The sequence below is a fragment of the Bifidobacterium apicola genome, assembly GCF_042846865.1.
Lineage (GTDB): Bacteria > Actinomycetota > Actinomycetes > Actinomycetales > Bifidobacteriaceae > Bombiscardovia > Bombiscardovia apicola.
Genome location: NZ_BAAFQQ010000001.1, coordinates 501,150 through 526,701 on the forward strand (window position 1 = coordinate 501,150; position 25,552 = coordinate 526,701).

The following is a 25,552-nucleotide window of genomic DNA, read 5'->3' on the forward strand; positions in this document are numbered from 1 at the left end:
ACCAACATAGTCAGAACCGGAATTTCAAGGAGGCTGGACGTGACCGCATCCGCACAGGAGCATCTACAAGGAGACGCCGATCCCAAGAATGTGGATCTGGATGAGCAGAACATGGAAGACCGGGTGAACAACCGCACCCTGCGTCCCAATTCCCCCTCCTTCCAGAAGTTCATGACCACCGGGTGGCAGGCCCAAGAGCCTCAGATCGAGCCTCTGGAGTCCAGCAAATACACCGAGCGCCGCCTGCGTGAGCTTGGTCGGCGCTTCCCCGGCGAACGGCTGGTCATCCCCGCTGGCTCCTACAAGACGCGAAACAATGACAACGACTACGCCTTCCGCCCAGACACCACCTTCGCCTACTACACGGGCCTGGGCGAGGACTATGAGCCCGGAGCCATCCTGGTTCTGGACCCGGTGGACCCCGACAGTCCTGAGGCCGCCAAGGGCTTGACTCATACCCCTGAACTCTTCGTCCATCCCCGGGCCGACCAGTCCACCCGCGACTACTACCGGTCCTCCCAGTACGGGGAGTACTGGGTTGGCCCCCGGGCCGGGCTGCGTGAACTGGCCATCATGACCGGCATCCCCACCAAGGACATCGCCACCTTCCCTGATGCCATCGCCAAGGACCTGGGACCGGACCAGGGAGCTGTCAAGCTGAGGGTGATCCGCACCGCCGACCAGGAAGTCCTCAACCAAGTGGAGGCCGCCCGCAAGGCCAACGGCATCGGCGGCCCGGACCGCAATGAGCAAGCGGACGACAAGCTCGAGGAGTTCACCTCCGAGGCCCGCATGATCAAGGACGATTACGAGGTGGGCGAGATGCGCAAGGCCATCGCCGCCACCAAGGACGGATTCGACAGGATTCTAACCCACCTGCCGCAGGTGACGGGCCGTCCCCGCTCCGAACGGATGCTGGAAGGCGTCTTCAACGCCAACGCCCGCGAGAAGGGCAACGACGTCGGCTACGGCTCCATTATCGCCTCAGGCAAGCACGCTTCCATCCTGCACTGGATGCGCAATGACGGAACCGTCCAGAAGGGCGATCTGCTCCTGATCGACGCCGGCGTAGAGGTCAACAGCCTCTACACGGCAGACATCACCCGCACCTTCCCCGTAGGCGGCACCTTCAGCCCCCTGCAGAAGCGGATCTACCAGACCGTGCTCAAGGCCCAGCAGGCCGGCTTCGAGGCGGCCAAGCCTGGGGCCACCTACTCGGACATCCACCATGCCGTCATGCGTGTGCTGGCGCAAACCCTGCACGAGTGGGGCATCCTCAAGGTCAGCGTGGAGGAGTCCCTCTCCCCTCAGGGCCAGCAGCACCGCCGCTGGCACGCCTGCGGCTGCGCCCACCACCTGGGTCTGGACGTGCATGACTGCGCCGAGGCCCGCTACGAGTCCTACCAGGGTGCACCGATTACCCCGGGAATGATCTTCACCATCGAGCCTGGGCTCTACTTCAAGGAGAACGATCTGCTGGTGCCCCCGGAGTTCCGTGGCATCGGCGTGCGTGTGGAGGACGACGTGCTCATGACTGAGCAGGGTCCCCAGTGGCTGTCGGCAGGCATCCCCAAGACCGTAGAGGATGTGGAGGCCTGGATGGCACAGCGGGCTGCGCTCGCCGACCCGGACCAGGACTGACTATGCCCACCCCTGATTTCATCCTCAGACTGCGCAAGTCCATAGGTCATGACCTGCTCTGGCTGAACGGCGTGACGGCCTTCGTCAGCGATGACGAGGGCCGCATCCTGCTGGGCCGACGCTCCGACACCGGACAGTGGGCCCTGGTCTATGGGATCAACGAACCAGGCGAGGACCCCGCCGACACCGTGATTCGCGAGGTCAGGGAGGAGACCGGGGTGGATGTGATCGTCACCGACCTGGCGGCGGTCACATCCTCCCGGGAGGTGGTCACCTATGCCAACGGGGACCGGACCATGTACATGGATCATCTGTTCATTTGCCAGCCTGATCCCAGCGGCAATGCCGACCCCTTTGTGGGAGACGAGGAGAGCCTGTCAGTCAGTTGGTTCGACCCCGATCATCTTCCAGCTCCGCTGGCCCAGACAACTGTGGAACGCATGGCCCGAGCACGAACCTATCTGAAACGCCTGCACGGCGGAGACGCCCACGCCCTCTTCAGGGTCAATGGCAGTGAGCTGCCTGCCAATTCTGACCAGACTCGGGTTGACCATTGAACCTCGCCGAATCCAATCATCCGACTGGGTGTCTGACTGTTCGATAAATTAGAGGACTAGCGCCTGCGCTGATATGAATATCACCGGTACGTGCATTTCCTCAGATGGCTCAGTCCTCGAAGAAATCCAGCGGATCATCGATGAAGCGACGCAGACCCACCAGAGCTGCCCCCTTGAGGGCCGGATATTCGGTCTGGGTTGGGATGAGCACACGGATGTCCACGGCATCCCGACCCAGGGTCAGCTGATTGAGGCGATCCTGCAGACGCTGAGCCAGGTTCCCCCCGAAGTGCGACCAGAATCCTCCCAGGATGACCGTGTCCACATCGACAATGTTGATGGCGGTGGCCATGACCGAGATCATGGCATCAAGCCCACGGTCGATGGCATCAACCGCCTTGGTATCGCCCTGCTGCCAGCGTCGGTAGAGTTCATCCATGGCCTGGGGTGTGATCGCATCAGCTCCAGTAGCGATGTCAGCTGCCTCCACCAGCGCCCTGCGCCCGGCATAGGTCTCCAGACATCCGCGACGGCCGCAGCGGCAGGTTGGGCCGTTTAGATCAACCGAGGCATGTCCCAATTCACCAGCGAACCCATGATCCCCGGTCTCCACAGCACCGCGGCGCACCACAGCACCGCCAATGCCGATGTCAGTCGAGATGTAGATAAAGGAATCGGTGGGCGAAAGCGGCCCCTCATGTCCACCTGAAGGGCGCTGGGCGGCGTAGCCGGGGATCTGTGCAAGGGCTGCCAGACGCGCCTCGTTGCCCACACTGGGAGCCAGACGATGGACCAATGGGAAGTCCTGCAGATCCAAACGTTCCCAACCAAGATTGCGTGCCATAAGCAGAGTGGTGTCGCCACCGACCAGGCCAGGCAAGGCCAGGCCCGAACCCACTGTGCGGTAGTGCCGACGGGACAGCTTGCGCTCAATAGGCTTGGCCAGCTCCTCCAGGTTGGCGAAGACCTGATCTGGCTCCGCCTCGTGCATATCGTCCTTGATCCAGGCTGAATCAATCAGCGTCCCATCCAGATCCATGGCCAGGCAGCCGTAGCCATCGGTGTTGATCTGCAGGCCCAGGCCAGCCCAGCGTCCGTGTGCGATGGACAGCGGGGTGCTGGGCCGACCATGGCTGCTCTGAGAGGTCTCAGGCTCCTCCTCGCGCACCACCCGATTCTTTAGCAGGAGCCCCGCCAGGAGGGACATGGTGGCCTTGGTCAGGCCTGTGGCCTTGGCCAGATCCGCCCTGCTAAGCGAGATAGGCGACCGCAGAACGGTGTCGATGATGACCGAGAGGTTGTGGTTCCTCAGATCATCCTGATTGATAGAGCGCAGGGCAGCCACGGTTCAACAACCTTTCATGAAGGGACACAGGCCCGCAGGATCCTGGGCCCTCTTCAACATCTTACGTTCCAGCCCGACTGCAGATCAGCAGTGGGAAGGCATCCGGACCAGCACTACTTAGTTTATCGATTTAATAATTGAGATATTATGATGGAGTACTCCAAAAAACCGGAGCGCAAAGTGCGAGGAGGCTGACATGAATGAGATCCTGGTGGCGGGAGTGGACACATCGACCCAGTCCTGCAAGGTGAGGGTCACCGAAGCCCGGACCGGTCGGCTGGTCCGCTTCGGCAAAGCTCCTCATCCGGATGGCACCAGCGTCGATCCCATGGCTTGGTGGAGGGCCTTTCAGCAGGCTTCAGCCCAGGCGGGGGGATTGAACGACGTTTCGGCTATCAGCGTTGGCGGCCAGCAGCACGGCATGGTATTGCTGGACCGCCAAGGGCAAGTGATCAGGGATGCCCTGCTCTGGAACGACACGCGCTCGGCTCCTGATGCCGACGATCTCATCATCCGGCTAGCCAAGTCCAAGACCGATGAGGCTGAAAACGCTCAGGCAAAAAGCGACGAGCCAAACAAGGATCTGAATCCGGACCAGAACCTGGCCATGCGCGGCAAACAAGCCTGGGTGCGGGCTGTGGGCTCCTCCCCCGTAGCCTCGCTGACCATCACCAAGGTGGCCTGGGTCAGCCGTATGGAGCCTGATAATGCCCAGGCCATCGCGGCCATATGTCTTCCCCACGACTGGCTGAGCTGGGTCATCGCCGGTCATGGCCCAGCCGCAGATCCGGGAACCGAGCCTGGGCTGGAGGATCTCTTCACCGATCGTTCGGATGCCTCCGGCACCGGCTACTACGATCCCGCTGCCGACTGCTACCGGCGAGACCTGCTGGCCATGGCCATGCCTGACGGCATGGCCGAGCGGGTGATCCTGCCTAAGGTTCTTGGCCCCCGCCAGGTCGGAGCCAAGGCCGACGCCCGCATCGCCGGCAGGGATGTACCCGGCGGCTGCATCATCGCACCTGGCGGAGGAGACAACGCCATGACGGCCCTGGGCCTGGCCATGCAGGTGGGCGACGTCTCCATCTCCCTGGGAACATCGGGGGTTGCCGCAGCGGTCAGCCCGGTTCCCGCCTATGACATGAGCGCCTCGGTAACAGGATTCGCGGATGCAACCGGCCACTGGCTGCCCCTGGCCTGCACCATCAACGCTTCACGCATCCTGGATGCAGGCCTGGCTGCCTTGGGGACGGATTATGACGGTCTCGCCACGTTAGCGGAGGAGTCCTCGCCTGGGGCCGAAGGCATCACACTGATCCCCTACTTCGACGGCGAGCGCACCCCGAACCGCCCTGATGCCCACGCCAGCCTGGTGGGGCTGACCCTGGCCAACACCACCCGCGCCAACTTGGCCAGAGCATTCGTGGAAGGCCTGCTCTGTTCCCAGCGTGACTGCCTGGAGCTGCTGAAACGGCTGGGCACCACGGTCTCCAGAATTCTTCTAGTCGGCGGTGGCGCCAAGTCCCCTGCAGTCAGAGCCTATGCCCCGGGAATTCTGGGCATGGATGTGCAGCTGCCCCGGCCGGACGAATATGTGGCCATCGGTGCTGCCCGCCAGGCGGCCTGGGCTCTGGCTGGAGAAGAGGAGCCCCCCACCTGGCCGGTGAACATCGAGGCCACACTGACAGGAGCACCTTGCGAGAGAGTCTATCAGCAATATCTGCGCTGGCGGGGATGAAAGACCCAGCCAGCTCCTGTCATTTGGAGCGGACCCGCAGATGCAGTCCGAAAACCAGGTCGGTTTCATCCAAGCGGTAGGCGGGATCCAACTCAGGTCCGCAGCTGTTGGAGCCTATGCCGCTTGTGGCATAGTCCAGACAGAGCACGGTCGATCCGCATTCCTCCAGCTCGTGATCGTGCTCCTTAGTGGTCAGCTCCTCCTGCGTATAAGGGGAGCAATTGAAGCTGATGGGACTATCCCCTGCCGCCTGCAGCAGTGAGCGGTCATCCTCCACCAGGACGTAGTCGCAGCCATAATGGGAGCCGTTCTCCTGGGGACGCAGATAGTGCTCTACCATGCCTGATGCAGTGTTGCGGAAAACACCATAGTGGCTGGCACGGTGCATGTCCCGGTAGCTCTCGTAAGGCCCATAGCCGCAGTAGGTGACCTGCTGGAGGCTCCGGGGCAGGAAGAGTCGCAGCCCAAACCTTGGCAAATAGGGGAACTCGGGATCCCGATGCAGCTCCATGTTCAGGTCCAGCCCACCCTGGTCGCTCAGGGTCCAGGTGGCAAGGATGCGGCCCATGGGCTGAATAAACGGTGCCACCAGGGACAACTCAGCCTTGATGGTGGTCAGCCCCCGTTCCTGATCAGTCTGCAGCTGGCAGGAGAGGGCCCTGGTGCTGGCCCGGTCGTATTCGGCCTTGCGCCATTCCTCCTTGATAGTGGCATCATTATCGGTGGGCGCCCGCCAGAGGTTGACCTCCATAGGAGCAGTAAGCAGGGAACGGTTGTCGACGCTCATGGATTCCACCATGCCCGTACGGCGGTTGAAGACGTAACGCCAGTCTGACCCCTCCACATCGAAGCGGGCATCAGTCTGCCTGACCACCGGCCGGTGGGCGCCCCGGGCTCCGTTGCCAGGATCGGCACTGATGACCCTGGCCACTCCGTTGGGGCGTTCAGGCATTCCCACGTCTGCGGCTTCAAGCTGATCGAAGCCTAGCGGATGCCCTTGGGGAAGCACCGAATCAGCCTTGGCCAGGGCATACTCCACCAGCAGGGTCAGTCGGCCATGCTCGGGCGGATCCATGGTCGGCAGGCCCACGGTGCCCTCGGCATGGGGGGCGATATGCAGGCCGGTACCTCGATCCAGTTCCGGCGACCCCGAGGCCACAGGCTCCCCATCACACAGAAGGATCCACTTCAGACTCAGGTACTCATCCAGGAAAGTGAAGTCCAGGTAGTTATGCAAGGTGAGCAGCCGGGTCTGCGGATCGTAGGCGGCCAGACGGGCCGGGCGGAAGACGTTCTTGAACTCCCTGAGGCCGGTGTGGGGCCGCCGGTCGGGATAGACCAGGCCGTCCATGCAGAAGTTGGCATCGTGGGGGTACTCGCCGTGGTCTCCCCCGTAGGCATAGATCCGACGGCCTTTCCGATCCCTGCCCTGGTCGATGGCGTGATCGGCCCACTCCCAGATGCAGCCGCCCAGAAGCCCTGGATGGGCCTGAATGACCCGGAAGTAGTCCTCCAGATCCCCGGGACCCAACCCCATGGCATGGCAGTATTCGCATAGGAAGTATGGCCGACGGCCCCCGTCCCCGTCATCCCCGTGGCTGCCGATGCCATGAGGACCTTTCGGCGTGAAGTAATCCTCGATTTGCTTGATGGTGGGATACATCCGCGAGGTGATATCCAGATTGCTGTAGTCCAGATCCTGTCGGGGAGATCCATGGATGGCCGACTCGTAGTGGGTCAGACGGGAGGGGTCCCGGGACTTGGTCCAAGCCAAAGCCGCTTCGATGCCACAGCCATAGCCGCTTTCGTTGCCCATGGACCAGATCAGAATAGAAGGATGGTTCTTGTCGCGCTCCAGGCTGCGCTGGACCCGGTCGACGATGGCATCGGTAAAGCGCGGTTCGTCGGCAATGCGACCGTTCCAGTAGTCGGGCTCCTTCCAGTCCGGGCCGTGGTAGAGACCTTCGATGCCATGGGCCTCCAGATCGGCCTCGGCGATCAGGTAGAAGCCCAGCTGGTCGTAAAGGGCGTAGTACTGGGGGCTGTTGGGGTAATGGGATGTGCGGATAGCGTTGACGTTGTGTTCCTTCATCAGGGTCAGGTCGCGCATGATCTGCTCCTGGTCAATGGCGAATCCTGTAAGAGGATCCCCGTCGTGGCGGTTGACTCCGTGGATCTTGATGGGGCTGCCGTTGACCTTGACCACTTGGCCGTCCACACTGATGGTGCGCAGACCGATGTACTCAGTGATAACCTCACCCGAATCGCCAGAGCCGGGAGCGCTGGCCTTGGTGGACAGCGTCAGTTTATAAAGTTCAGGGTCCTCAGCATTCCAGAGGCGGGGATGGTCGATCTCCATGAACAATTGCGCAGGACCCCTGCAACCTGCCAGCTCGGCCCGTGCCACCTCAACCCCATCAGGATCAGACAGCAGAGCCTGTACATCTAGGGCGGCATCGTCCTGGCCCGATACGCCGGTCGGATCCAGATCGAGGGTTACGTTGGCATGTTCCATTCTCTCGTCCAGATCGGTGTGGACGAACCAGTCACGCAGACGCACCTTGGGCCGACGCAGGATGTAGACATCACGGAAGATGCCGCTCATGCGGAACTTGTCCTGGTCCTCCAGATAGCTGCCGTCACACCACTTAAGCACTAGGACGGCCAACTGGTTACGACCCTTCTGCAGATGGTCGGTTACGTCGAACTCGCTGGTGGAGTGCGAGACCTGGCTATAGCCGATCAGGTCCCCGTTGACCCAAAGGTAGAAGCAGGAGTCCACCCCCTCGAAATTGAGCAGGGCACGGGGCGCTGAGGGATCCCGCTCGTAATCGAAGTCACGCAGGTAGATGCCGCAAGGATTGTCGGCAGGCACTCTGGGCGGATCGAAGGGGAAGGGATAGCGCACGTTGGTGTACTGGGGGTTGTCATAGCCCTGGGTCTGCCAGACTCCTGGCACATGGATAGGCTTGTATGCCCCTAGCCCTGCATCCTTGGAAGGGCGGTAGCCGGCTTCGAAGAAGACAGGATCCCTGGCCTCGGCGGCGGACTGGACCTCAGCATCCAGCTGGTCGATGCTGGCGTAATAACGAAAATCCCAGTCTCCATCCAGGTCCAAATACCGGTCAGAGCCCCTGCGCCGATCGCCACGCGTGTCCAGGGAGACGCTGGCTGGGACGCAGTAAGCACGGTTGGGCTCGGTCCCCACATGCAGCGTGGCTGGATCCTCGTAATAGCGTGGTATGAACATGACGACTCCATCCTCCTCGGTGGCCTTGGCGGCAGACGTTTCACAGGTGTGACTGTTTACGTTCACATGCGACCATGATACCGAGGCCATGACACACGCTTTCCAAAGGTTGCCGCATGTGTCATCGAACCGGAGTGCTCCGGTTGTCCCCTATGAAGACTGAAGCGTCCACCCTGGCGAACTTGTCTGCCTTGGTCAAAGCGCAAAAAAGCCCCGCGGGTGAAAGCTCACGGGGCTAGACGACGACAACCGTCCAAGGCTCAAGCCTGAGCCAGGGCCTCAACGATGTAGTTGTTGATGGTGGCCTTGACTACTTCAAGGTGGTCGGACTTGTCAGCAGCGATCAGTTCGGCCTGCGGCTTGTCGAGGCTGTACTCCTCCAGGGAGGCCAGCGTGGCCGTGCCGTCCTTTACCGTCGAGCCGATGCCGGATTCGAAGGAGGAGTAGCGCTCCTGCTGCAGCTGCTCAATGTAGCCGTCCTCATGCATCTTGGCAGCGACCAGCAGACCAGCAGCATAGGTGTCCATGCCCACGATATGGGTCCTAAAGAGGTCCTCAGGCAGGAAGGAGGAGCGGCGCGGCTTGGCGTCGAAGTTCAAGCCTCCGCGGGGCCCGATGCTTCCGTTGGCCAGCACCTCCCACATGACAGCAGTGGCATCGTAGAGGTCCGAGGGGAACTCGTCCATGTCCCAGCCGATCAGCTTGTCGCCCTGGTTGGCATCCAGGGATCCCAGGAAGCCAGCCTCACGGGCCACGCGGACCTCATGCTGGTAGGTATGCATGGCCAGGTTGGCGTGGTTGCCCTCGATGTTGAGCTTGAAGTTATCCTGCAGGTCGTAGGTGCGCAGGAAGTTGATGGTGGTGGCTGCATCGTAGTCATACTGGTGGAGAGTAGGCTCCTTGGGCTTGGGCTCGATCAGGAACTGCGCGTCAAAGCCGATCTCCTTGGCGTAGTCCACGCACATGTGGAAGAGAGCGGCCATATGGTCCTGCTCCTCCTTCATACGGGTGTTCCAGAGGGATTCGTAGCCCTCGCGGCCGCCCCAGAAGACGTAGTTCTCAGCACCCAGCCGCTTGCCGATCTCCAGGCTGTGCTTGAGCTGGCCTGCAGAATATGCATAGATGTCAGCGAAGGGCGAGGTGCCCGCGCCGGCCTCGAAACGAGGATTGGTGAAGAGCGACGAGGTGTTCCAGAGCAGCTTGACGCCCGTGTCCTTCATGGCGGCCTCAATGCGGTCGATCACCTTGTCAAGATTGGCGTCGGTCTCGCGCAGGGTATCGCCCTCGGGAGCCAGATCACGATCGTGGAAGCAGAAGAACTCGACGCCCAGCTTGGTGAAGAGCTCGAAGGCATAGTCCACCTTGGCCAGCGCCTGATCCATGGGATCGGTGTAGCGGTAGTAGGGCCTTTGTGCTGTGGGGTCTCCGAAGGGATCCACCAGACCCTGGTTGAAGGTGTGCCACCAGGCTACGGCGAAACGCAGCCAGTCCTTCATGGGCTTGCCGGCCACCACTTTGTTCTTGTCATAGTAACGGAAGCCCAGGCCTTCCTTGATGCCTTGGCGACCTACGTATTCAATCTTGTCGACATCCCATAAACCCATCCGAAATGCTCCTTTGCCTCATGCATTTGCCTTTACGGCGTTCACAGTGGAGGAAATCAGTTCCTGCCTCCTGAACATCAAGGGTAGAGGGACGGATTGATTTTGTCAAATCGTTAAATTATATAGATGGTTCAAACGCTGCCACTTGAATCGAATATCCGCGACAGCCCTATGACTATCGTCTGAAGCTTTGAGCTCAAGCCACAAAGGCCCGCCTGCAGGGGACAATCGATTCGTCTGCACCACTGCTATGGCCTATCCGCAATAGGCGTGCGCGCACCCGGTGAAAAACCCCACGCGACTGTATGGGCTGCGCATTCGAAGACCAGCAGTCGACCACCCTGCACACGAGCGGATGAATCCTATGATGCCATGGGCTTGGCAACGCCCTTCTCGAGGCACAACCTGCCTCGACTCTGTCAATGATCTTCTCGTGGACACAACCTACCATCACAAACCACAACCCTCCCCCAGCTGCGGATATGGGCAAATGCCGACGGCGATCTTCCATCAGACTCTTGAGCGTTGGTGAACCAGTTGCGCAAGGATACTAAACGATGTTAATGTATAAACGTTGTTGATAAAGTGCGCGAAGTCCGCGTGACAGCACCGCTCAAGGAGGAGGTTGATATGCGAGGCAGCCCATACGCCAGCACACCAAAGGCACTCTCAGAGCTCAACCAGTCACGCATCGTCCAGTATCTGCACCGGCAGGGCACCAGTTCGCGAGCCCAGATGGCCCGGGACCTCAATCTGACACCGGCGGCAGTGGGAAAGCTCGTGGCCCGTCTGATCAGCCTGGGTCTGATCAGCGAAACCGGCAGCCTGGACTCAGATGGTGGCCGTCGATCTATCGGCCTGGCCCTGAATGCCGACCGCTACCAGGTCATCGGAGTCAAGTTCGCCCGCAGTCTGGTCAGCATCGGTCTGTTCGACATCAGCGGCCGGCTGCTGGACTCGGAAGAGCTGCCCCCCGTCGACCCCGATGACATTCCCGCCGCCGTGGCAGAGGTCAAAGCCCGAGTTGAAGGGCGACTGAAGGCGAATCCGGCCATCGTGGCCGTGGGCATGGCCGTGCCTGGCCCCTACCTGCGCGAGAGTGGCCGCATCGCCCTGGTCACCAGTATGCCGGGCTGGCGTGGCGTGGACTTTATCCACGAATTCGCTCAGGCCTTCCGCGTACCTACTTTTATTGAGCAGGATGCCCGGGCCGGCGCTCTGGCCCATAGCTTGTTCGATCCTCGCGTCAGCACATCCAGCATGGCCTACTTCCTGGTAGGCGAAGGCGTGGGGCTGGGAGTCATCGACAGGGGCGCCCTGGTGGACGGCAGTCGGGGAGCGGCCACTGAGATCGGCCATGTCAGCATAGATCTGAACGGTCTGCCATGCGAGTGCGGCAACCGAGGCTGCCTGGAATGCTACTGCTCGGCGGTAGCCATCCACCGCCGCATGTGTCAGCCGGATATGCAGGCTCACTTCCCCGGAGTCAAAGCAATGACCCACGCCAAGGCCTGCGCATGCCTGTTCGACCAGGCCCGATCGGACCAGCGGGCCGCACGGACCCTAGTGGATCAGATAGCCGACTACGTGGGTTACGGCTGCGTGACCATCGTCAACGCCTACAACCCTGCCCAAATCGTCATCGGAGACATGGTGGCCGCCGCCGGAAACCGCTTGCTGGAACGGGTTCGGTCCATAGTGTCCCAGCGCGCCCTGCCTGGCCTGCGTGAGCACACCCAGATCCTGCTTTCACGCCTTCCAGCCGATGCCACACTGACCGGCGCTGCGGCTGTGGCGGCCAGCCAATTTTTGGAACACCCGGCCAGCATGGGCCGCACAGCTGTGAAATCAACAAGTACAAGGCGGGCGCATCGACCGTCATCAGGAAAGGAACACCATGACCAGTAAACCTGTGGTCCTCAGCATCGGCGAGATCCTCTGGGATGTCCTGCCAACAGGCAAGCGGGCCGGTGGCGCACCGGTCAACTTCAGCTATCACGCCGCAAAGAACGGTGCGGAAGGCTATGCCATCAGCGCTGTAGGCCGGGACGACCTGGGCCGTGAGCTTGAGGAGGCTGTTCGCAAGGCCGGGGTCGATGCTGTCCTGCAGCACAACGACCACCCCACCAGCACCGTAGAGGTCCAGCTGACCGAGGGCATCCCCCAGTACGTCTTCAAGCCTGATGTGGCTTGGGATCATCTGGAATACACGGATGACCTGGCCGGGCTGGCCAGCAAGGCCGATGCCGTCTGCTATGGCACGCTGGGCATGCGCAGCAGCGGGTCCCGTGAGACCTGCCTGCAGGTGCTGCGACACACCAAGAGCCAAGCCATGCGTTTCTTCGACATCAATCTGCGCGGCACCTTCTACAGCAAGGATCTGATCCAGGAGCTGCTGGACATGGCCACGGTCTTCAAGCTCAACGACGAGGAGCTGGTCACCCTGCGCGACATGTTCCGCGTTCCCGGAGCCACCGACGACGAGCTCTGCCGCTGGTTCATGGACCAGTGGCACCTGGATACCATCGTGCTGACCGCCGGCAGCGACTACAGCACAATCTACCTGGCGGACGGCCAGTCCTCACACCTGCCCACGCCTGAGATCACTGTGGCCGACACGGTCGGGGCCGGCGATGCCTTCTCCGGCACCTTCGCCATCAACCGTCTGCTGGGGGCCTCCCTGACCCAGGCCCACCGGGCTGCCGTCAACACCGCAGCCTTCGTCTGCACCCAGCAGGGCGCCTGGCCCGAATATCCCGAGCATATCCCCGACTATCTGGGCCAGCAGGGTCAGTGATCACTCGCTTTTAAACATGATTTGGTCCCGACTGGTCGAGCTGTCAATAGCCGACTGGACGGGACCAAACATATTTATCTACGGAATCGGAATTTACCAGATGCCGATGAGCCGCCACCAGCCCAGACCAACGGTCAGGAAGATGGCCACTGTCACCAGTCCGCAGATCAGGCCGATCCGCAGGAACTCAGAGGTCTTGACGTATCCGGCACCGTAAATCAAGGCCGCCGGTCCGGAGGCATAATGGGTCATAGCACCGATCAGACCGCTGGCGCATCCCAGCATCAGCGCTGCAGGCATGGCGGGAACCCCGGCAGCCACGGCCACGCTGACGAAGAGCGTGTAGATGGCCGCCACCTGAGCCAGCTCGGAAGCGAACATGTAGTGGATGAGGAAGTAGAAGACCGTCAGAATGACCAGGACCAGCACCCAGGGCAGGCCCTTGACCAGTCCGGCGATGATCTCCCCCGCCCAGGTGGTGACGCCCAAGGTGTTCAGTGGTTCCGCCATGCCTACCAGGACGCCGAAGAAGATCAACGTGGACCAGGCGGACTTGTTAGCCACCATATCCTGCCAGGTGATGATCTTGGTGCACAACAGCACGGCCACGCCCAGGAAGGCCACGGTGGTGGAGTTGATATGGATCACCGAACCGGTCGCCCAGAGGACCAGCATGACCAGGAAGGTCACGGCCATGATCCACTCGTGCATGCTCAGCGGACCCATTCCCTTGAGCTCGTCCTTGGCATCCTCCTGAGCCTGAGGAACGTTCTTCAAGGTTGGCGGGAAGATGCGGTAGATCAGGGCGGGGATGATGATCAGGCAGATCAGGCCGGGCACAATACCAGCCAGGGCCCAGGTGCCCCATCCTATGTCCACATGGAACTTCTGGGCCAGCTGTCCTACGACCGGGCCTGCCGCCATAGCGGTCAGGAACATGGCCGATGTAATGGCGTTGACATTGTTGGCAGTAATCGCCAGATAAGCACCGATACGTCGCCGGGACTCGTCAGTGTCCGGCTTCGAATCCTGCACGTCACTGATGGAGGTGATGATCGGGAAAAGAATGCCGCCCAGACGAGCCGTATTTGACGGTGTGGCCGGAGCCAAGACCAGGTCGGCCGCCGAGAGCCCGTATGCTGTGCCCAGGCTGGACTTGCCCAATCGAGACAGAAAGACCAGGGCAATCCTGCGGCCCAGTCCGGTAGAGACAAAGCCCTGGGCGATGAAGAAGGCCGCCACGATCAGCCAGATGGATGCGCTGCCCAGTCCGTTGAAAGCCGCCTTCTTGGGATCCAGAGCCCCGGTCAACATCCCCACGGTCATGCCGATGATGGCCACTGCTGAGGTGGGCAGAGGCTGCAGAATCAGTCCTAGTATGGTGCCTACGAAGACTCCCAGCATGTGCATGCCCTGAGCGGTCAGCCCCTTGGGAGGCGGAATCAGGAAGATGACCAACCCTACCGCTACACAGATCAGAGCCTTGACCAACTGGCTCGTGTTGAAAGGCTGGCTGGCCCCTGCCTGGGGGTCTCCCCTGCCCTCACCCGCTCGTACTGTTTCACCCATCATTGCTCCTTCGCTCATGATCCGGCGTATAACCGCCTGGAAACCACCGACCTCTTCGTCGGTTTGCTCATGTGGACTTATGCTATGCGGCAGGCGGCGGGGGCGACAAATAAGCATTGCCTATATGAGGTAGCGTCATAACTGGCGGCCGCCTATGACCTCCAAGGCCCATCAAAGAGCGGCAAAAGAGGCTTAAGCGCATATAGGTTCTGCTTATTTGCCAGTGTGTCCAAGGCTTTTCTAGGCTGATTGCAGAGGTCCGGCAACGCGGCCGGCCCCGATCGTGAAGGACAAGTGAGACCATGACAGGATTCGATACCATCAACGATTCCTATGCCAACCGGGGACTGGGATTCGACTATGAACAACGGCGTCAACTGAAGCTGGACGGACTGCTGCCTGCTGCCGTACAGGATGACGAACAGCGCGAGCGCATCGTCTACCGCCGCTTCCTGGCCCAGCCTACCGATCTGGACAAGCGGCTCTATCTGATGAGCATCTGCCGCACCGACCGTCGACTTTTCTACAGGAGCATGGACAAGCACCTGACCGAGTACATGCCCATCGTCTACGCCCCCACTGTGGCCCAGTCCATCCAACGTTATGACGAGTTCTATTCGGGCAGCGACGTGGCCTACATCTCCATTGATCATCCCGAGGGGATCGGCGATGCCCTGGACCAGTACGCCGGTGATCGGCCCATTGACCTGGTGGTCTGCACCGACGCGGAAGGCATTCTCGGCATCGGCGACTGGGGCGCTCAGGGCGCTGAGATCCTGACGGGCAAGCTGGCGGTTTACACCGCTGCTGCCGGCATTGACCCTTCGCGCGTTCTGCCGGTGATGGTGGATGTGGGCACCAACCGCCAGGCCCTGCTGGACAATCCCGACTACGTGGGCAACCACTTCGCCAGGGTCAGAGGCCAGCGCTACGACGACTTCATCGATGACTTCGTCCAACAGGTCCTCCAGCGCTATCCGGAGGCCCTGATCCATTGGGAGGACTTCGGCAGGCCCGAGGCCGCACCCGTCCTCAAGCGCTATCAGGACCGGATCCTGACCCTGAATGACGACATCCAGGGCACTGGCGTGACCGTCCTGGCCGCACTGATCGCCGCCAGAAAAATCGCCGGAACCGACCCCAAAGACACCAAGATCATGGTCTTCGGCGCAGGGACCGCCGGCGTGGGCATCGCCGACCAGATCGTGGACGACCTGATCATCCGCCAAGGCATGGATACCAAGACCGCGCGCAGTAGGGTCCTGCTCTTCGACCGTCAGGGTCTGATCGAGCAGGGCCAGGATGATCTGACCGAGGGCCAAACCCGTTATGCGCGCAAGCCGGACGAGTTCGCCTCGGTCACCGACAAGACCTCGCTGGCACAGGTCGTCGACGCCTTCCAACCCACGGTGCTCATCGGCACCTCGACCAAGCCCGGAGCCTTTGACCAGAACGTTGTGGAGGCCATGGCCAAGCACGTGGAACGGCCGCTGCTCTGCCCCATCTCCAACCCCACGGAACTGGCCGAGGCCAAGGCCGCCGACGTGATCGCCTGGACCCATGGCCGCGGTTTCGTCATCACCGGCACTCCCTCAAAGCCTGTTGACTACCAGGGCGTCACCTATTCCATCGGACAGGGCAACAACGCACTCATGTATCCCGGCATCTGCTTCGGGGCCATCGTCGCCAAGGCAAGGCTGGTCACCAAGGGAATGTTGTTGGCCGCAGCCTATGCCATTTCCGACATGATCGACGTGGACAAGCCCGGAACCGCCGTGCTGCCGCCGGTGGCCGACCTCAAGGAGATCTCGCGCCGGGTCGCCACAGCTGTGGCTGAACAGGCCGTCCAGGAGGGTCTGAACCGGGAGCCGATTGAGGATGTGGACGCCGCCGTGGCCAAGGCCCAGTGGCACTATGATGCCTGAGCGAAACCGGCACCTTCGCCTCTTGCGATGTTGAGATTGGGGCCCGGCCGTCACAGTTCATAACCTATGATCGTGGCGACCGGGCCCCAATCATGAGTCGGGCCCTGTCAATATTCTCAAGGGTTAATCTTCTCAAGTCCAGCTAACGATGATAGTCTAATAATAAGTAGTCTTTCGCCAGAGTTGACGGATAAGCAATACTAATCTGAGCAACAATCAAGGGAAGCGGCTCATGACCTATATGGATAATGTCCGCGACCTCGAGCTGCTTACCATGCTGGCCCGGTACGGCAGTTTCACCGATGTCGCGTTGGAGGCGGGCATCTCTCAGCCTGCGGTCTCGCAGGCCATCAGAAGACTGGAAAAGCGCCTAAAAACCAAGCTGGTCCTACGTCAGCGATTCGGAGCAGGTGACGGTACACAGCTCACCCAGGCCGGAAAAACAGTGGTGGACCATGTCGGCCAGGCCCTGGATCTGATTAACTCTCTGCCTGAGGCCTTGGCTGCGCGGACCGGCACTCGAAGGCGCACCATCGGCCTGCCGCCCATCATCTCATCGCTGCTGAGCTCCGGACAAGGGAAGCAAGAGCAGTGTGACCCAGACAAGAGCACGACCGTAGAAACCATAGGATCTCAAAAACTGCTGGACCAAATAGAGGCCCACCGTGTGGACTACGGGGCTGTAGCAAGCGTCGACGAATCGCTGAGCGTGGATGGCGTCGAAACGACCAAGCTGGCATCCTTCCCCTTCGGCATGGTCTGCACTCAGTCCATGGTCGAACGATTGGGCACGGCAGGAATGACCAGTCTGCACCCCGAGGATCTGGCCATGCTTCCGGGGGACGTCCCCTTCGCCACCCTCAACCGTGATTTCGTCCATGCCCAGGCAGCGGAACGGCTGATTCACCTGTCTGAACCAGTCAGCCACCTGATCGAGGTCTCCGACGTGGAAACACTGAAAATGGTGACCACATCCGGGCTGGTCTGCAGCCTGATCACTGCGGCTGGCGTGCACCCTGGCGACGGCCTGCGCTTCATCCCCTTCGCCGGGGATGACATGCCTCGTTTCAACATCTTCCTCTTCAACGACACCAAGCGGGAGGCTTTCCACGAGGACGTGGAGGAGGTGCACGCCTTCAGCGAATATGCCACCAGTCGACTGGGCTCTATGGCTTGACCAGGATTGGAGTCAATGCCCAGGGAGAAGCGGGAATAACTATAACGTCCATCTGTTGTATACTGACGACGCTGGTCCGCAATGGCACCAGCAGAGCTTGATAATTCAAGATCGGGGCTGATCGGTTTCGACGGTGACCTGTTCGTCGCAGGGAAGCGTGCCGAGAACGCGGGGGTCCGCTCGTTAATGTCCTCCCGCAAACAACAAGTGCTAAATCTAACCGCACTGAGTTCGCTCTCGCTGCCTGAGCTTCGCGCCAGGATTAACCAGTGAGCAGCTGCTCCGTTCACTCCCCTTCGCCTTCGGGGGGATGCTGAGCGTCATTAAGAAGACTTGCCTGAACTGCCGCGCCACAGGGCGGTTCGGGGACTTTTACTGCGGCTATGCCCGCCACCGGTTGTCTGCGACACAGGTGGGGGCAGACAGATAGCCACAAAGGCCAGCAGACTACGCACGTAGAAGACTGAGGGTGCGGTCACCGGACCGGGGTTCAATTCCCCGCAGCTCCACAAAACAAGGGCCAGCCGAGGCAACTTGGCTGGCCCTTTTCATACCGCTTGTAAGGTTCAGAATCCATCTCCCCGCATTTTTTAGTGCGTCACATTGTCAAAAACCTTATTCATGAATCTCAAGTCATGCTCGTTTCTTCACTCGCGGAGTTAAAATAACTCCAATATAACTCCATTCGGAGCAATAATGATATAATTCTGGATCTAGAACGACCAACAAAGCAATCGAAACGGGTGAAAACAATGAAAGAGACAGCAAGAATTCAAATTCGCACCAGTGAGGATATGAAGCGTCGGGCCTCACAGCTTTTCGAAGATCTAGGCCTTGATCTCGGCACAGCAATAAATATGTTTCTTTCTCAGTCCTTGCGCGAAGGGGGACTTCCATTTCGCTCCCAACTTTCCAATTTTGACAGGGAAATGGAGGAAGCTCAAGCTTCACCGGTCACTCACGTGGGTGATGTAGAGGATATGAAAGACATCATCCATCATGTATGAGTTTGCATATACGCAGAAATTCCTGCGTGATGTGAAGAAAATCAAGAAGAAGCATTTCGACTTAAGCAGGCTCGATCAAGTGCTCGACGATTTGGCTGACTACAATTCAGCACTGCTTAAACGTAAATACCGGAATCACCAGTTGAAGGGACGCTGGTCCAAATACGAAGAGCTACATGTCGACGCAGACTGGCTCCTGGTATACAAGCGCGACAAGAATCGAATGATTCTCACTTTGATGACCACTGGCAGCCATGACCAAACACTGTGACATAAGTGAAGTCTGAGTAATCGAGTCTTGTTCAGACTGACACGAATCACTGTACCCAATACACAAATTTGACCGCCAATTGTTTATCTACTTCTCAGTTAAAAGTTAATCGTCAGCAGGATCTCCTCAAGATGAACGTGCCATAATGACGATACCCATCTTCAAGCAGCCAACATGCATTTGCCGTATTGACCAGCGCTGGTCAATACGGCAAGGAACTGCAGGTTGATGAATATGCCACACAGCCATGGCCGAGATCAACGCTCGGCAAGACCGCTCAATTACGCATCGCGGGTCCAGGAGTAAAAGTTCATTGTCAATCATTCGCCTACGGCCCCTTGCAGAATGGCTATGGGCGAGCGCCGCAAAGCAGGCCGCGCCGTCAGCATGGTCGTTAGCGAGCCGACGACGATGATCGGCAACCCACATATAAGGAAGAACTGCCAAGGAAAAACCATGGACAGGCTGTGGACAAGCGGCCAGTAGACCATAGCTGTGCTCAGCCCGACCAGTCCGGTGCCGCCCGCAGCGATGATAATGCCTGTGGTCATCACGATGGTGCCGTCCAATATGGATATAGCAGTCAGCTGCTGCGGGTTTGCGCCGGCAATTGACAGGAGCGCCAAATCGAGGTCACGATCCCGAGCGGCGATGGCGAACCCTGCAATCACGCCGACCAGGGCGACCAGTAGCGCTGCCCAGAAACCATAGAGCAACTCCAGGGTTCCACCCGATGTGACGTTCTCTATTCCCGGTACCTTGTTCATGGCGATGGTACTGGTGCCTCCAGCAGCCAACAGACCGCCGACCAGAAACATACAGGCAGTCAAAGCTATAACTGTTGAGCCGAATGTCGTATCTCGACTCCTGGCCACAGCCTGTGAACGCGCTATCCGCCAGACAGCAGATGACGAGGGGACCAGAGCAGTCCAAAATTGAGTGACCCTGCTTATAACTGGCCCCCCAGAACGTGCCAAGGCAATCAGCAGCAAGAGAATAGCAAACAGCGGTCCACTTCCAACGGCACTTATGACCGCTTGGACCTGCTTAGGCTCTAAGGACCCAGAGCCGCTGCGCGAAAGATAGGCAAAGACAGGCAATGGCAATAGCAGCAAGGCCAACCCAAGGAAAAGGGATACAAGACCACGTCCATGTCTCGGTCGTTCAACCGATTCGCTCTCCTCAGCACGGCGCACCATCCGGACGGGTGTCATCTTCCCCAAATCCCGCAATGTCCGGCTGGTCGCCAAGACGGCCGTGGCCAATCCCACTGCAAGACCAGTCAGGGCAGACCTGGGAAAACCGTGCCAGGTAAAAGCGAAATGTACCGGCATTCGCATCCCTGTGGAATACCAATCCAGGATCCTTCCAGCCAGCGCAGGTGAAAGAGCCACGGCGACAAGGGAGGCCGGCAGAACCAAAATTATCACCTGCAAAAGCGTAAGCACCAGGGCCTGCTTAGGCGTAGCTCCCAGCAGCGAAAGAAGGGCCAGCCCCTGCCGACGTTGGCGAATCGATGCCTGCAGGGTCTGCTTGATCACCAGGCAGCCGAGCACAATGACCATGAGAAAAACCAGACTCAGGACCGAAGCCAGGCTCTTGGCAGGATCCCTGGTCTTGACCGAGAAACCCTGGTAATAGCGGTTGACACCTATGCTCACGCTCATGGCACAGAGCAGGGTTTGGGTGACCACAAGAACGATGAAGACGCCAGCCCAGACGCCACTATTGGCTTTCAAATCACGTAAGGCCCAAGTCATGCTTCATTCACCTGCCACGTCCTCGTGCGTACACTCGGCTATATTCCTGTATTTACATGAATAGTCGATCGACGCTGAAGACAACATCCGGCAAACCCCTGAAACGACCCTGAATCAACCCTGATTCCTTCTCGCAATGGACCGTCGACCGCTCCCTCCCCTTCTTAGTCCGCCATCAGAGTCGCCCACGTGCTATTCTGATGTTCAGAATCTGATTCAGGTTCCCGGACGATGGTCAAGTACCCGGACAGCGACAAGACTTGCCGAAAGGGAGCCATGCCCTCGTGGATCATACTTATACTCGCTGGCGTCTGTGAATCGGTCTGGGCCACAGCCCTAGGCAAGTCTCAAGGTTTTACCAAAATCGTCCCTGACATCGTTTTTATTGTGGGGCTGATTCTCAGCATGATGGGTCTAGCCTTTGCCATGCGCAACATCCCTGCCAGCACGGCCTACGCGGTCTGGGTCGGCATCGGAGCTGCCTTGACTGTCCTATACGCCATGGCTACGGGCTCGGAGCCTATTTCACTCGCCCGCATTCTGCTCATCATCGGTTTGGTCGCCTGCGTTGTCGGACTCAAGGTCGTCAACTGAAAACAGTGCCTATCAAAGCAGATATATCCAAGCAGCAGAATCAATGAGGAAAGGAATCGCCATCATGACCGCAACTATACGGCAATGCACATCAGATGATGCCGGACTGATACGTTCCTTGGGCATGACCACCTTCAGAGACACCTTCGCCGCCGACAACAGCCGGGAAAACATGGAAGACTACCTCCGACACTCCTTCTCCCCCGAACAGGTCAAGTCACAATTGTCCGAACCTGAATCCGTTTTTCTGCTGGCCAGCGTGGATGGCACACCCGCAGCCTACATGCAGCTCAACACCGGGAAGGCCCGAACAGAGCAGTTCGGCGACACATCCATGGAGATCGAGCGGCTATACGTCCTATCGGATTTCAAACGCCATGGATTGGGCACCCTGTTGATCAATCGAGCCTTCAAACGTGCCAGGACTCAGAATTTGAACAAAATCTGGCTAGGAGTATGGGAGCACAATGAGCCCGCCCAACGTTTCTACCAAGCCATGGGCTTCAAACGGACCGGGGAGCACACCTTCACCTTGGGCGAGGATCTACAGACCGACTGGATCATGACCGCAGCAGTCAATTGACGGATACGTCTGTATAATCCAGCGGCGCCAACGAATCTGAGACAATCCAAGGGAAACCATGACTGGCCAGAATCCGCCCGTCAACGAAGTAAGTAGGTAATTCCTCATGACATTCTCCATGCACACCGATCAGGATTGCGTCGAAGAGGCAACACATCATATTGCCTTGGCAACAAAGGCACCGCGGACTTCGACCTGAAGCTAGGCATCGTAAGAGTTGAAGGGACAGCCATCAACTGGATCATTGACAGGAACCAGCCCGCCCATGACTACATTGAAGTGGGCATCTTTCATGCCGATCTTCAAACCGTTCTCCAGGCCGACCTTCACCAGGTACCGATCCAGCTTTTCCCTGCGGCACTACAACAACGTCTGAAGTATTTAGACTGTAACCATGAGAATCGTCATACAACGGGTCAGCCGTGCCCGGGTCGATGTGGTCGACGAGCAAGGGCAGCCGGATCCTGATTTTAAACCCCAAAGTATCAGCACGGGTCTCTTGCTTCTGGTGGCCGTCCAGGACAGCGACGGCGATGCCCAAGTGGACTATGCCGTCCGCAAGCTGACCCGGATGCGCATCTTTGCCGACGAGGATGGCCGGATGAACCGGTCGGTCCTGGACTGCGGCGGCTCCATCCTTTCCATCTCCCAGTTCACCCTCTATGCGGATCTGCATCGCGGCAATCGCCCCAGTTTCATGGCTGCGGGAGAGCCCCGACATGCCCAAAAGGTCTGGCAGGATCTGAACCGGGCACTGGCCGCGGCTGGTGTGTCAGTTGCCGTCGGACAATTCGGCACCCACATGCGAGTGGATCTGGTCAACGACGGACCTGTGACCATCCTGCTGGACACCGACAAACTAATGAAGCCGGCAGCTTCTACAGCCGCTATTTGACGATGGGCCGCAGAGGCGCCGATACATCCAACTGATGCTTGTCGCCGATCTTGGATGGATCGTTGATGATCTTGTCGACCACGGCCTGCTTGAGCTTCAGGTCGGAGCCGTCGCCCCAGATGATGACATGTTTGCCCTGGTCCAGCTCGGTGGTGATGGAGTCCTGGGTTTCCGCAGTCACCTTGGTCACCGAATGACGCATGGCCTCGGGCATGGTCGACAGTATCCGCAGGGTCTGCCTGACCGCCTGATCCTGCTGGGCACGATTGACAGTGGACACCTGGATGACCGGCACTCCCTTCACCGGCTTGGACACAGTATTGAGCACCCTCCCCTGTCTGTCGACGGCCGTCAGTTTGTCCTGCGCATCCTTGAAGACCGCAGTGGGCTCCTGGGCATCGAAGGTCACCTGCAGACCGTGCGGAAAACTCTTGCGGACCTTGGCATCGGTCACCCCAGCCATGCCGCTGATCTCCTGCTCGACGCCATTGGTGGAAATCAGCAGCAGCGAGCGATCCCCCTGATGGGCCACGATTGAAGTCACGCGATCGTTGGATACCCAGGCATTGCCGCCGCTGACACTGATCTTGTCGGTCTGCAGGCGGAAGACCGGCGAGAGAAAGAGCAACCATGCCAGTCCTGCTATCAGAGCCATGACCAGGAGGACGACACCTGTCCGGATCAGGACCAGCCTGCGGCTGACCTTCTTCTTCTCGCGCACCCGGGCCTGAAAGTCCAGAACCTTGGGCCGAACGAAAATCCCCAGCCCCTGATCCTCCTGGTCGGTGCCTATCCTGCCAGAGACGGGTCGGTCCGGCGGTATGGTCCTGGCATCGACGAATCCGCCGGCAGAACTGGTTGAATGAGATTCTGCAGACTTGGATGTCGCAGACTTGGAGGCTGAGGCGCTGCTGCCTTTGGCCAGAGAGCGGGAGGATGAAGAAGCCGATCTTGCGCTACGTGTCCGGGATCCTCCTGCATCCTTCGCTCGATTCGGACGACCCTTGAGACGCTTGGACCGTTTAAGACGCCCGCCCCGGCCGCCTGTCTTTTCAGTCTTGGACCGGCGACCTGCCAGTCCCGCAGCATCGGAAACGGTCGATCTGCCCGATCTGGCGGTTCTCCCGGTCCGCGGTTCCTCTTTCGCAGGCTTGGTGCGCCCAGACCGGGCTGTCCGTGCAGCCTTGGCAGCCCGGACGGCCCTGGTCCTGGAAGAGGCTGTGCTAGAGGCGCTGCGACCCTTACTGGTCTTCACTGTTCGTCCCGTTCAGCCAGCCTGTCGAGAATGACCGGTCCCATGGCGGTGACATCGCCCGCGCCTACGGTCAGGATCACATCCCCAGGCTCCGCCCGCTCGGCCAGATCCAGAGCGGCCTGATGCATGTCCGGGCAGGACCGGAAGACAGCTTCGGTCGACCTCTTCCCGGAATCCCGGGACTCCTGGTTCGATGCCTTGCGGGCGGCTGTGGGGATGGTCCCGGCATCCACGCCAGGAAAATCACTGGCCATCTCGCGGGCGGGAAAGATGTCGGTGACGGTCACATCATCCGCTAGGGACAAAGCGTCTGCGAACCGGTCGGCGAAGATGGCCGTGCGCGAATACAGGTGAGGCTGGAAGAGCACTCTGATGGTCCGGCCTGGATAACGCCGTCTGGCGGCGGTCAGCAGGGCGGCGATCTCCGTAGGATGATGGGCGTAATCATCCACTACGGTGATCCCATGCTGGATTCCGCGGACCTCAAAGCGTCGAGAGGCCCCGCGGAAGTCGGCGGCAGAAGCGGCGGCCGTATCGGGATCCATTCCCAACAGGATGGCGGCGATGATTGCCGCGGCGGCATTGCGGGCGTTGTGGATGCCGGGAATCGCCAAGTCCACCCGCAAATCAAGCGGTTTGCCGGCCTCCAACCCTGCGGCCTGGAGCACCTGCGCGGGGAGAGCCAGACGGCAATGCTCACGACCGCTGCCACTGCTTTCGAACTCGGATTCGATGCGGACCAGGCCCAGGACCCCGGGCAGGGAGTCAATACTCAGCTGGGGATCGGATGCATAGACGATGACCTTCGCCTGGCAGTCCCCGTGCAGCCGCCGCAGTACCTCCAGGGCGCCCTGATCGTCCCCGCAGACCACCAGGAAGCGGCGGGCATGCCGGGCATGTTCCACAAAGGCCTGGTGGAAAGCATCAGCCGTGCCGTAGTGGTCCAGATGGTCGGGCTCCACGTTGGTGATGATGGCGATGTCAGGGGTGTACTTGCCAAAGCTGCCGTCGGACTCGTCCGCCTCGGCCACCAAGACCCGCCCGGCTCCCACATGGCCTCCGTCCATGGGCCCCTGGTCGCTCTGAAGGCTGCCCCCGATGGCGTAGCTGGGATCAGCCAGACCCCCTTGGCCGCCCTTAGTCAGCAGGTGGGCTAAGAGCGCGCTGGTGGTAGTCTTGCCATGGGCTCCAGCTACGGTGACTGAAATCCTGGATGCCATGAGCAGGGCCAGAATGTCACTGCGATGGACCAGCCGGGCACCCACCTCACGAGCCGCGAGAATTTCGGGATTGTCGGGCTTGATAGCGCTGGACCAGACCACTGTGCGGGCTCCGGCCACGTTGCTGGCGTCCTGGCCGATGGCGACTCGGATACCCAGCTGACGCAGGCGGCGGGTCTTGTCCCCCTCGGCGCGGTCGGAGCCCGAAACCTGCACCCCCTCCTGGTGGAGCATCTCGGCCAGCACGCTCATTCCCGCCCCGCCGATGCCGATGAAGTGTGTAGGCCCCAGATCCTTGGGGTTGCGCACTCCAGCCTGGGCCAAGGCAGGCAGGCAGGGGTCCAAAACCGGCAGGGACCGGTCG

At 60.0% G+C, this 25,552-nt stretch carries 20 protein-coding genes, 1 other RNA gene and 1 riboswitch; of the genes, 13 read left to right on the plus strand and 8 right to left on the minus strand.

From position 1 onward, the window contains the following. The first annotated feature begins 90 nt into the window (after window positions 1-90). Complete coding sequence (locus ACGG9J_RS02280) at window positions 91-1,641, plus strand: aminopeptidase P family protein (RefSeq protein ID WP_390135287.1); 1,551 nt, start codon at window positions 91-93, stop codon at window positions 1,639-1,641. A gap of 2 nt (window positions 1,642-1,643) precedes the next feature. Then, entirely contained in the window at window positions 1,644-2,198 is a 555-nt protein-coding gene (locus tag ACGG9J_RS02285) for an NUDIX hydrolase (RefSeq protein ID WP_390133233.1), read from the plus strand. Window positions 2,199-2,307: 109 nt separating this feature from the next. Here ACGG9J_RS02285 and ACGG9J_RS02290 read toward each other — a convergent pair whose 3' ends face one another. Further along, window positions 2,308-3,543, minus strand: a complete 1,236-nt coding sequence (locus ACGG9J_RS02290) for an ROK family protein (protein WP_390133236.1) — start codon at window positions 3,541-3,543, stop codon at window positions 2,308-2,310. 196 nt (window positions 3,544-3,739) lie between these two features. Between ACGG9J_RS02290 and ACGG9J_RS02295 the strand changes: the two genes are divergently transcribed. Beyond that, on the plus strand, window positions 3,740-5,281 hold the full coding sequence (locus tag ACGG9J_RS02295; protein ID WP_390133238.1) for a xylulokinase: 1,542 nt from the start codon (window positions 3,740-3,742) through the stop codon (window positions 5,279-5,281). 19 nt (window positions 5,282-5,300) lie between these two features. Here the strand turns inward: ACGG9J_RS02295 and ACGG9J_RS02300 are convergent, their stop codons facing one another. Beyond that, window positions 5,301-8,597, minus strand: coding sequence for a glycoside hydrolase family 2 TIM barrel-domain containing protein (locus ACGG9J_RS02300; RefSeq protein ID WP_390133240.1), 3,297 nt, complete (start codon window positions 8,595-8,597; stop codon window positions 5,301-5,303). A 194-nt stretch (window positions 8,598-8,791) separates the two neighbouring features. Then, a complete protein-coding gene (xylA, locus tag ACGG9J_RS02305) occupies window positions 8,792-10,135 on the minus strand; it encodes a xylose isomerase (protein ID WP_390133242.1) in 1,344 nt (447 codons plus the stop codon). Window positions 10,136-10,765: 630 nt separating this feature from the next. On the opposite strand from xylA, the gene ACGG9J_RS02310 reads away from it, so the two are divergent. Both ACGG9J_RS02310 and ACGG9J_RS02315 read left to right on the plus strand, forming a co-directional pair. Then, entirely contained in the window at window positions 10,766-12,043 is a 1,278-nt protein-coding gene (locus tag ACGG9J_RS02310) for an ROK family transcriptional regulator (protein ID WP_390133244.1), read from the plus strand. Next, on the plus strand, window positions 12,033-12,932 hold the full coding sequence (locus tag ACGG9J_RS02315) for a carbohydrate kinase family protein (protein WP_390133246.1): 900 nt from the start codon (window positions 12,033-12,035) through the stop codon (window positions 12,930-12,932). Before ACGG9J_RS02310 ends, ACGG9J_RS02315 begins: the two co-directional genes overlap by 11 nt. A gap of 93 nt (window positions 12,933-13,025) precedes the next feature. Here ACGG9J_RS02315 and ACGG9J_RS02320 read toward each other — a convergent pair whose 3' ends face one another. Next, window positions 13,026-14,504: a DASS family sodium-coupled anion symporter gene (locus tag ACGG9J_RS02320; protein ID WP_390133248.1), complete on the minus strand. Its 1,479-nt coding sequence runs from the start codon at window positions 14,502-14,504 to the stop codon at window positions 13,026-13,028. 299 nt (window positions 14,505-14,803) lie between these two features. Here ACGG9J_RS02320 and ACGG9J_RS02325 point away from each other — a divergent pair, with 299 nt between their 5' ends. The 5 genes from ACGG9J_RS02325 (at window position 14,804) to ACGG9J_RS02345 (ending at window position 18,881) form a co-directional block, all read left to right on the plus strand. Continuing rightward, entirely contained in the window at window positions 14,804-16,426 is a 1,623-nt protein-coding gene (locus tag ACGG9J_RS02325) for an NAD-dependent malic enzyme (RefSeq protein WP_390133250.1), read from the plus strand. A gap of 232 nt (window positions 16,427-16,658) precedes the next feature. Then, window positions 16,659-17,603, plus strand: a complete 945-nt coding sequence (locus ACGG9J_RS02330) for a LysR family transcriptional regulator (protein ID WP_390133252.1) — start codon at window positions 16,659-16,661, stop codon at window positions 17,601-17,603. A gap of 113 nt (window positions 17,604-17,716) precedes the next feature. Continuing rightward, window positions 17,717-18,115: a transfer-messenger RNA gene (ssrA, locus tag ACGG9J_RS02335) on the plus strand. Between the two features lie 240 nt (window positions 18,116-18,355). Beyond that, on the plus strand, window positions 18,356-18,610 hold the full coding sequence (locus tag ACGG9J_RS02340) for a type II toxin-antitoxin system RelB/DinJ family antitoxin (protein WP_101432134.1): 255 nt from the start codon (window positions 18,356-18,358) through the stop codon (window positions 18,608-18,610). Further along, window positions 18,603-18,881 (plus strand): type II toxin-antitoxin system RelE/ParE family toxin, encoded by a 279-nt coding sequence (locus ACGG9J_RS02345; RefSeq protein WP_045924101.1) that lies wholly within the window; start codon window positions 18,603-18,605, stop codon window positions 18,879-18,881. Before ACGG9J_RS02340 ends, ACGG9J_RS02345 begins: the two co-directional genes overlap by 8 nt. A gap of 320 nt (window positions 18,882-19,201) precedes the next feature. Here the strand turns inward: ACGG9J_RS02345 and ACGG9J_RS02350 are convergent, their stop codons facing one another. Next, on the minus strand, window positions 19,202-20,641 hold the full coding sequence (locus tag ACGG9J_RS02350) for an FtsX-like permease family protein (RefSeq protein WP_390133255.1): 1,440 nt from the start codon (window positions 20,639-20,641) through the stop codon (window positions 19,202-19,204). Between the two features lie 204 nt (window positions 20,642-20,845). After that, a riboswitch (guanidine-III (ykkC-III) riboswitch) is annotated at window positions 20,846-20,909 on the plus strand. 8 nt (window positions 20,910-20,917) lie between these two features. Here ACGG9J_RS02350 and ACGG9J_RS02355 point away from each other — a divergent pair. Then, entirely contained in the window at window positions 20,918-21,235 is a 318-nt protein-coding gene (locus ACGG9J_RS02355; RefSeq protein WP_390133257.1) for a DMT family transporter, read from the plus strand. A gap of 64 nt (window positions 21,236-21,299) precedes the next feature. Further along, on the plus strand, window positions 21,300-21,818 hold the full coding sequence (locus ACGG9J_RS02360) for a GNAT family N-acetyltransferase (RefSeq protein WP_390133259.1): 519 nt from the start codon (window positions 21,300-21,302) through the stop codon (window positions 21,816-21,818). Between the two features lie 201 nt (window positions 21,819-22,019). On the opposite strand, the gene ACGG9J_RS02365 is transcribed toward ACGG9J_RS02360, so the two are convergent. Further along, window positions 22,020-22,148 (minus strand): hypothetical protein, encoded by a 129-nt coding sequence (locus tag ACGG9J_RS02365; RefSeq protein WP_390133261.1) that lies wholly within the window; start codon window positions 22,146-22,148, stop codon window positions 22,020-22,022. A gap of 64 nt (window positions 22,149-22,212) precedes the next feature. Between ACGG9J_RS02365 and dtd the strand changes: the two genes are divergently transcribed. Then, window positions 22,213-22,713 carry a D-aminoacyl-tRNA deacylase gene (dtd, locus tag ACGG9J_RS02370; RefSeq protein ID WP_390133263.1) on the plus strand — a complete coding sequence of 167 codons (501 nt, stop codon included), beginning with the start codon at window positions 22,213-22,215 and terminating at the stop codon, window positions 22,711-22,713. Here dtd and ACGG9J_RS02375 read toward each other — a convergent pair. Together ACGG9J_RS02375 and murC are read right to left on the minus strand one after the other, a co-directional pair. Next, window positions 22,706-23,968, minus strand: a complete 1,263-nt coding sequence (locus ACGG9J_RS02375) for a cell division protein FtsQ/DivIB (RefSeq protein WP_390133265.1) — start codon at window positions 23,966-23,968, stop codon at window positions 22,706-22,708. The two genes, dtd and ACGG9J_RS02375, sit on opposite strands and share 8 nt — an antisense overlap. After that, on the minus strand, window positions 23,965-25,542 hold the full coding sequence (gene murC / locus ACGG9J_RS02380; protein WP_390135288.1) for a UDP-N-acetylmuramate--L-alanine ligase: 1,578 nt from the start codon (window positions 25,540-25,542) through the stop codon (window positions 23,965-23,967). The genes ACGG9J_RS02375 and murC overlap by 4 nt, the downstream gene beginning before the upstream one ends. Between the last annotated feature and the right edge of the window lie 10 nt (window positions 25,543-25,552).

Coding starts and splice junctions, on each gene's coding strand:
- ACGG9J_RS02285 (WP_390133233.1), top strand. CDS start 1,644: ATGCCCACCCCTGATTTCATCCTCAGACTGCGCAAGTCCATAGGTCAT.
- ACGG9J_RS02295 (WP_390133238.1), top strand. CDS start 3,740: ATGAATGAGATCCTGGTGGCGGGAGTGGACACATCGACCCAGTCCTGC.
- xylA (WP_390133242.1), bottom strand. CDS start 10,135: ATGGGTTTATGGGATGTCGACAAGATTGAATACGTAGGTCGCCAAGGC.
- ACGG9J_RS02310 (WP_390133244.1), top strand. CDS start 10,766: ATGCGAGGCAGCCCATACGCCAGCACACCAAAGGCACTCTCAGAGCTC.
- ACGG9J_RS02315 (WP_390133246.1), top strand. CDS start 12,033: ATGACCAGTAAACCTGTGGTCCTCAGCATCGGCGAGATCCTCTGGGAT.
- ACGG9J_RS02320 (WP_390133248.1), bottom strand. CDS start 14,504: ATGATGGGTGAAACAGTACGAGCGGGTGAGGGCAGGGGAGACCCCCAG.
- ACGG9J_RS02325 (WP_390133250.1), top strand. CDS start 14,804: ATGACAGGATTCGATACCATCAACGATTCCTATGCCAACCGGGGACTG.
- ACGG9J_RS02330 (WP_390133252.1), top strand. CDS start 16,659: ATGACCTATATGGATAATGTCCGCGACCTCGAGCTGCTTACCATGCTG.
- ACGG9J_RS02340 (WP_101432134.1), top strand. CDS start 18,356: ATGAAAGAGACAGCAAGAATTCAAATTCGCACCAGTGAGGATATGAAG.
- ACGG9J_RS02345 (WP_045924101.1), top strand. CDS start 18,603: ATGTATGAGTTTGCATATACGCAGAAATTCCTGCGTGATGTGAAGAAA.
- ACGG9J_RS02350 (WP_390133255.1), bottom strand. CDS start 20,641: ATGACTTGGGCCTTACGTGATTTGAAAGCCAATAGTGGCGTCTGGGCT.
- ACGG9J_RS02355 (WP_390133257.1), top strand. CDS start 20,918: ATGCCCTCGTGGATCATACTTATACTCGCTGGCGTCTGTGAATCGGTC.
- ACGG9J_RS02360 (WP_390133259.1), top strand. CDS start 21,300: ATGACCGCAACTATACGGCAATGCACATCAGATGATGCCGGACTGATA.
- dtd (WP_390133263.1), top strand. CDS start 22,213: ATGAGAATCGTCATACAACGGGTCAGCCGTGCCCGGGTCGATGTGGTC.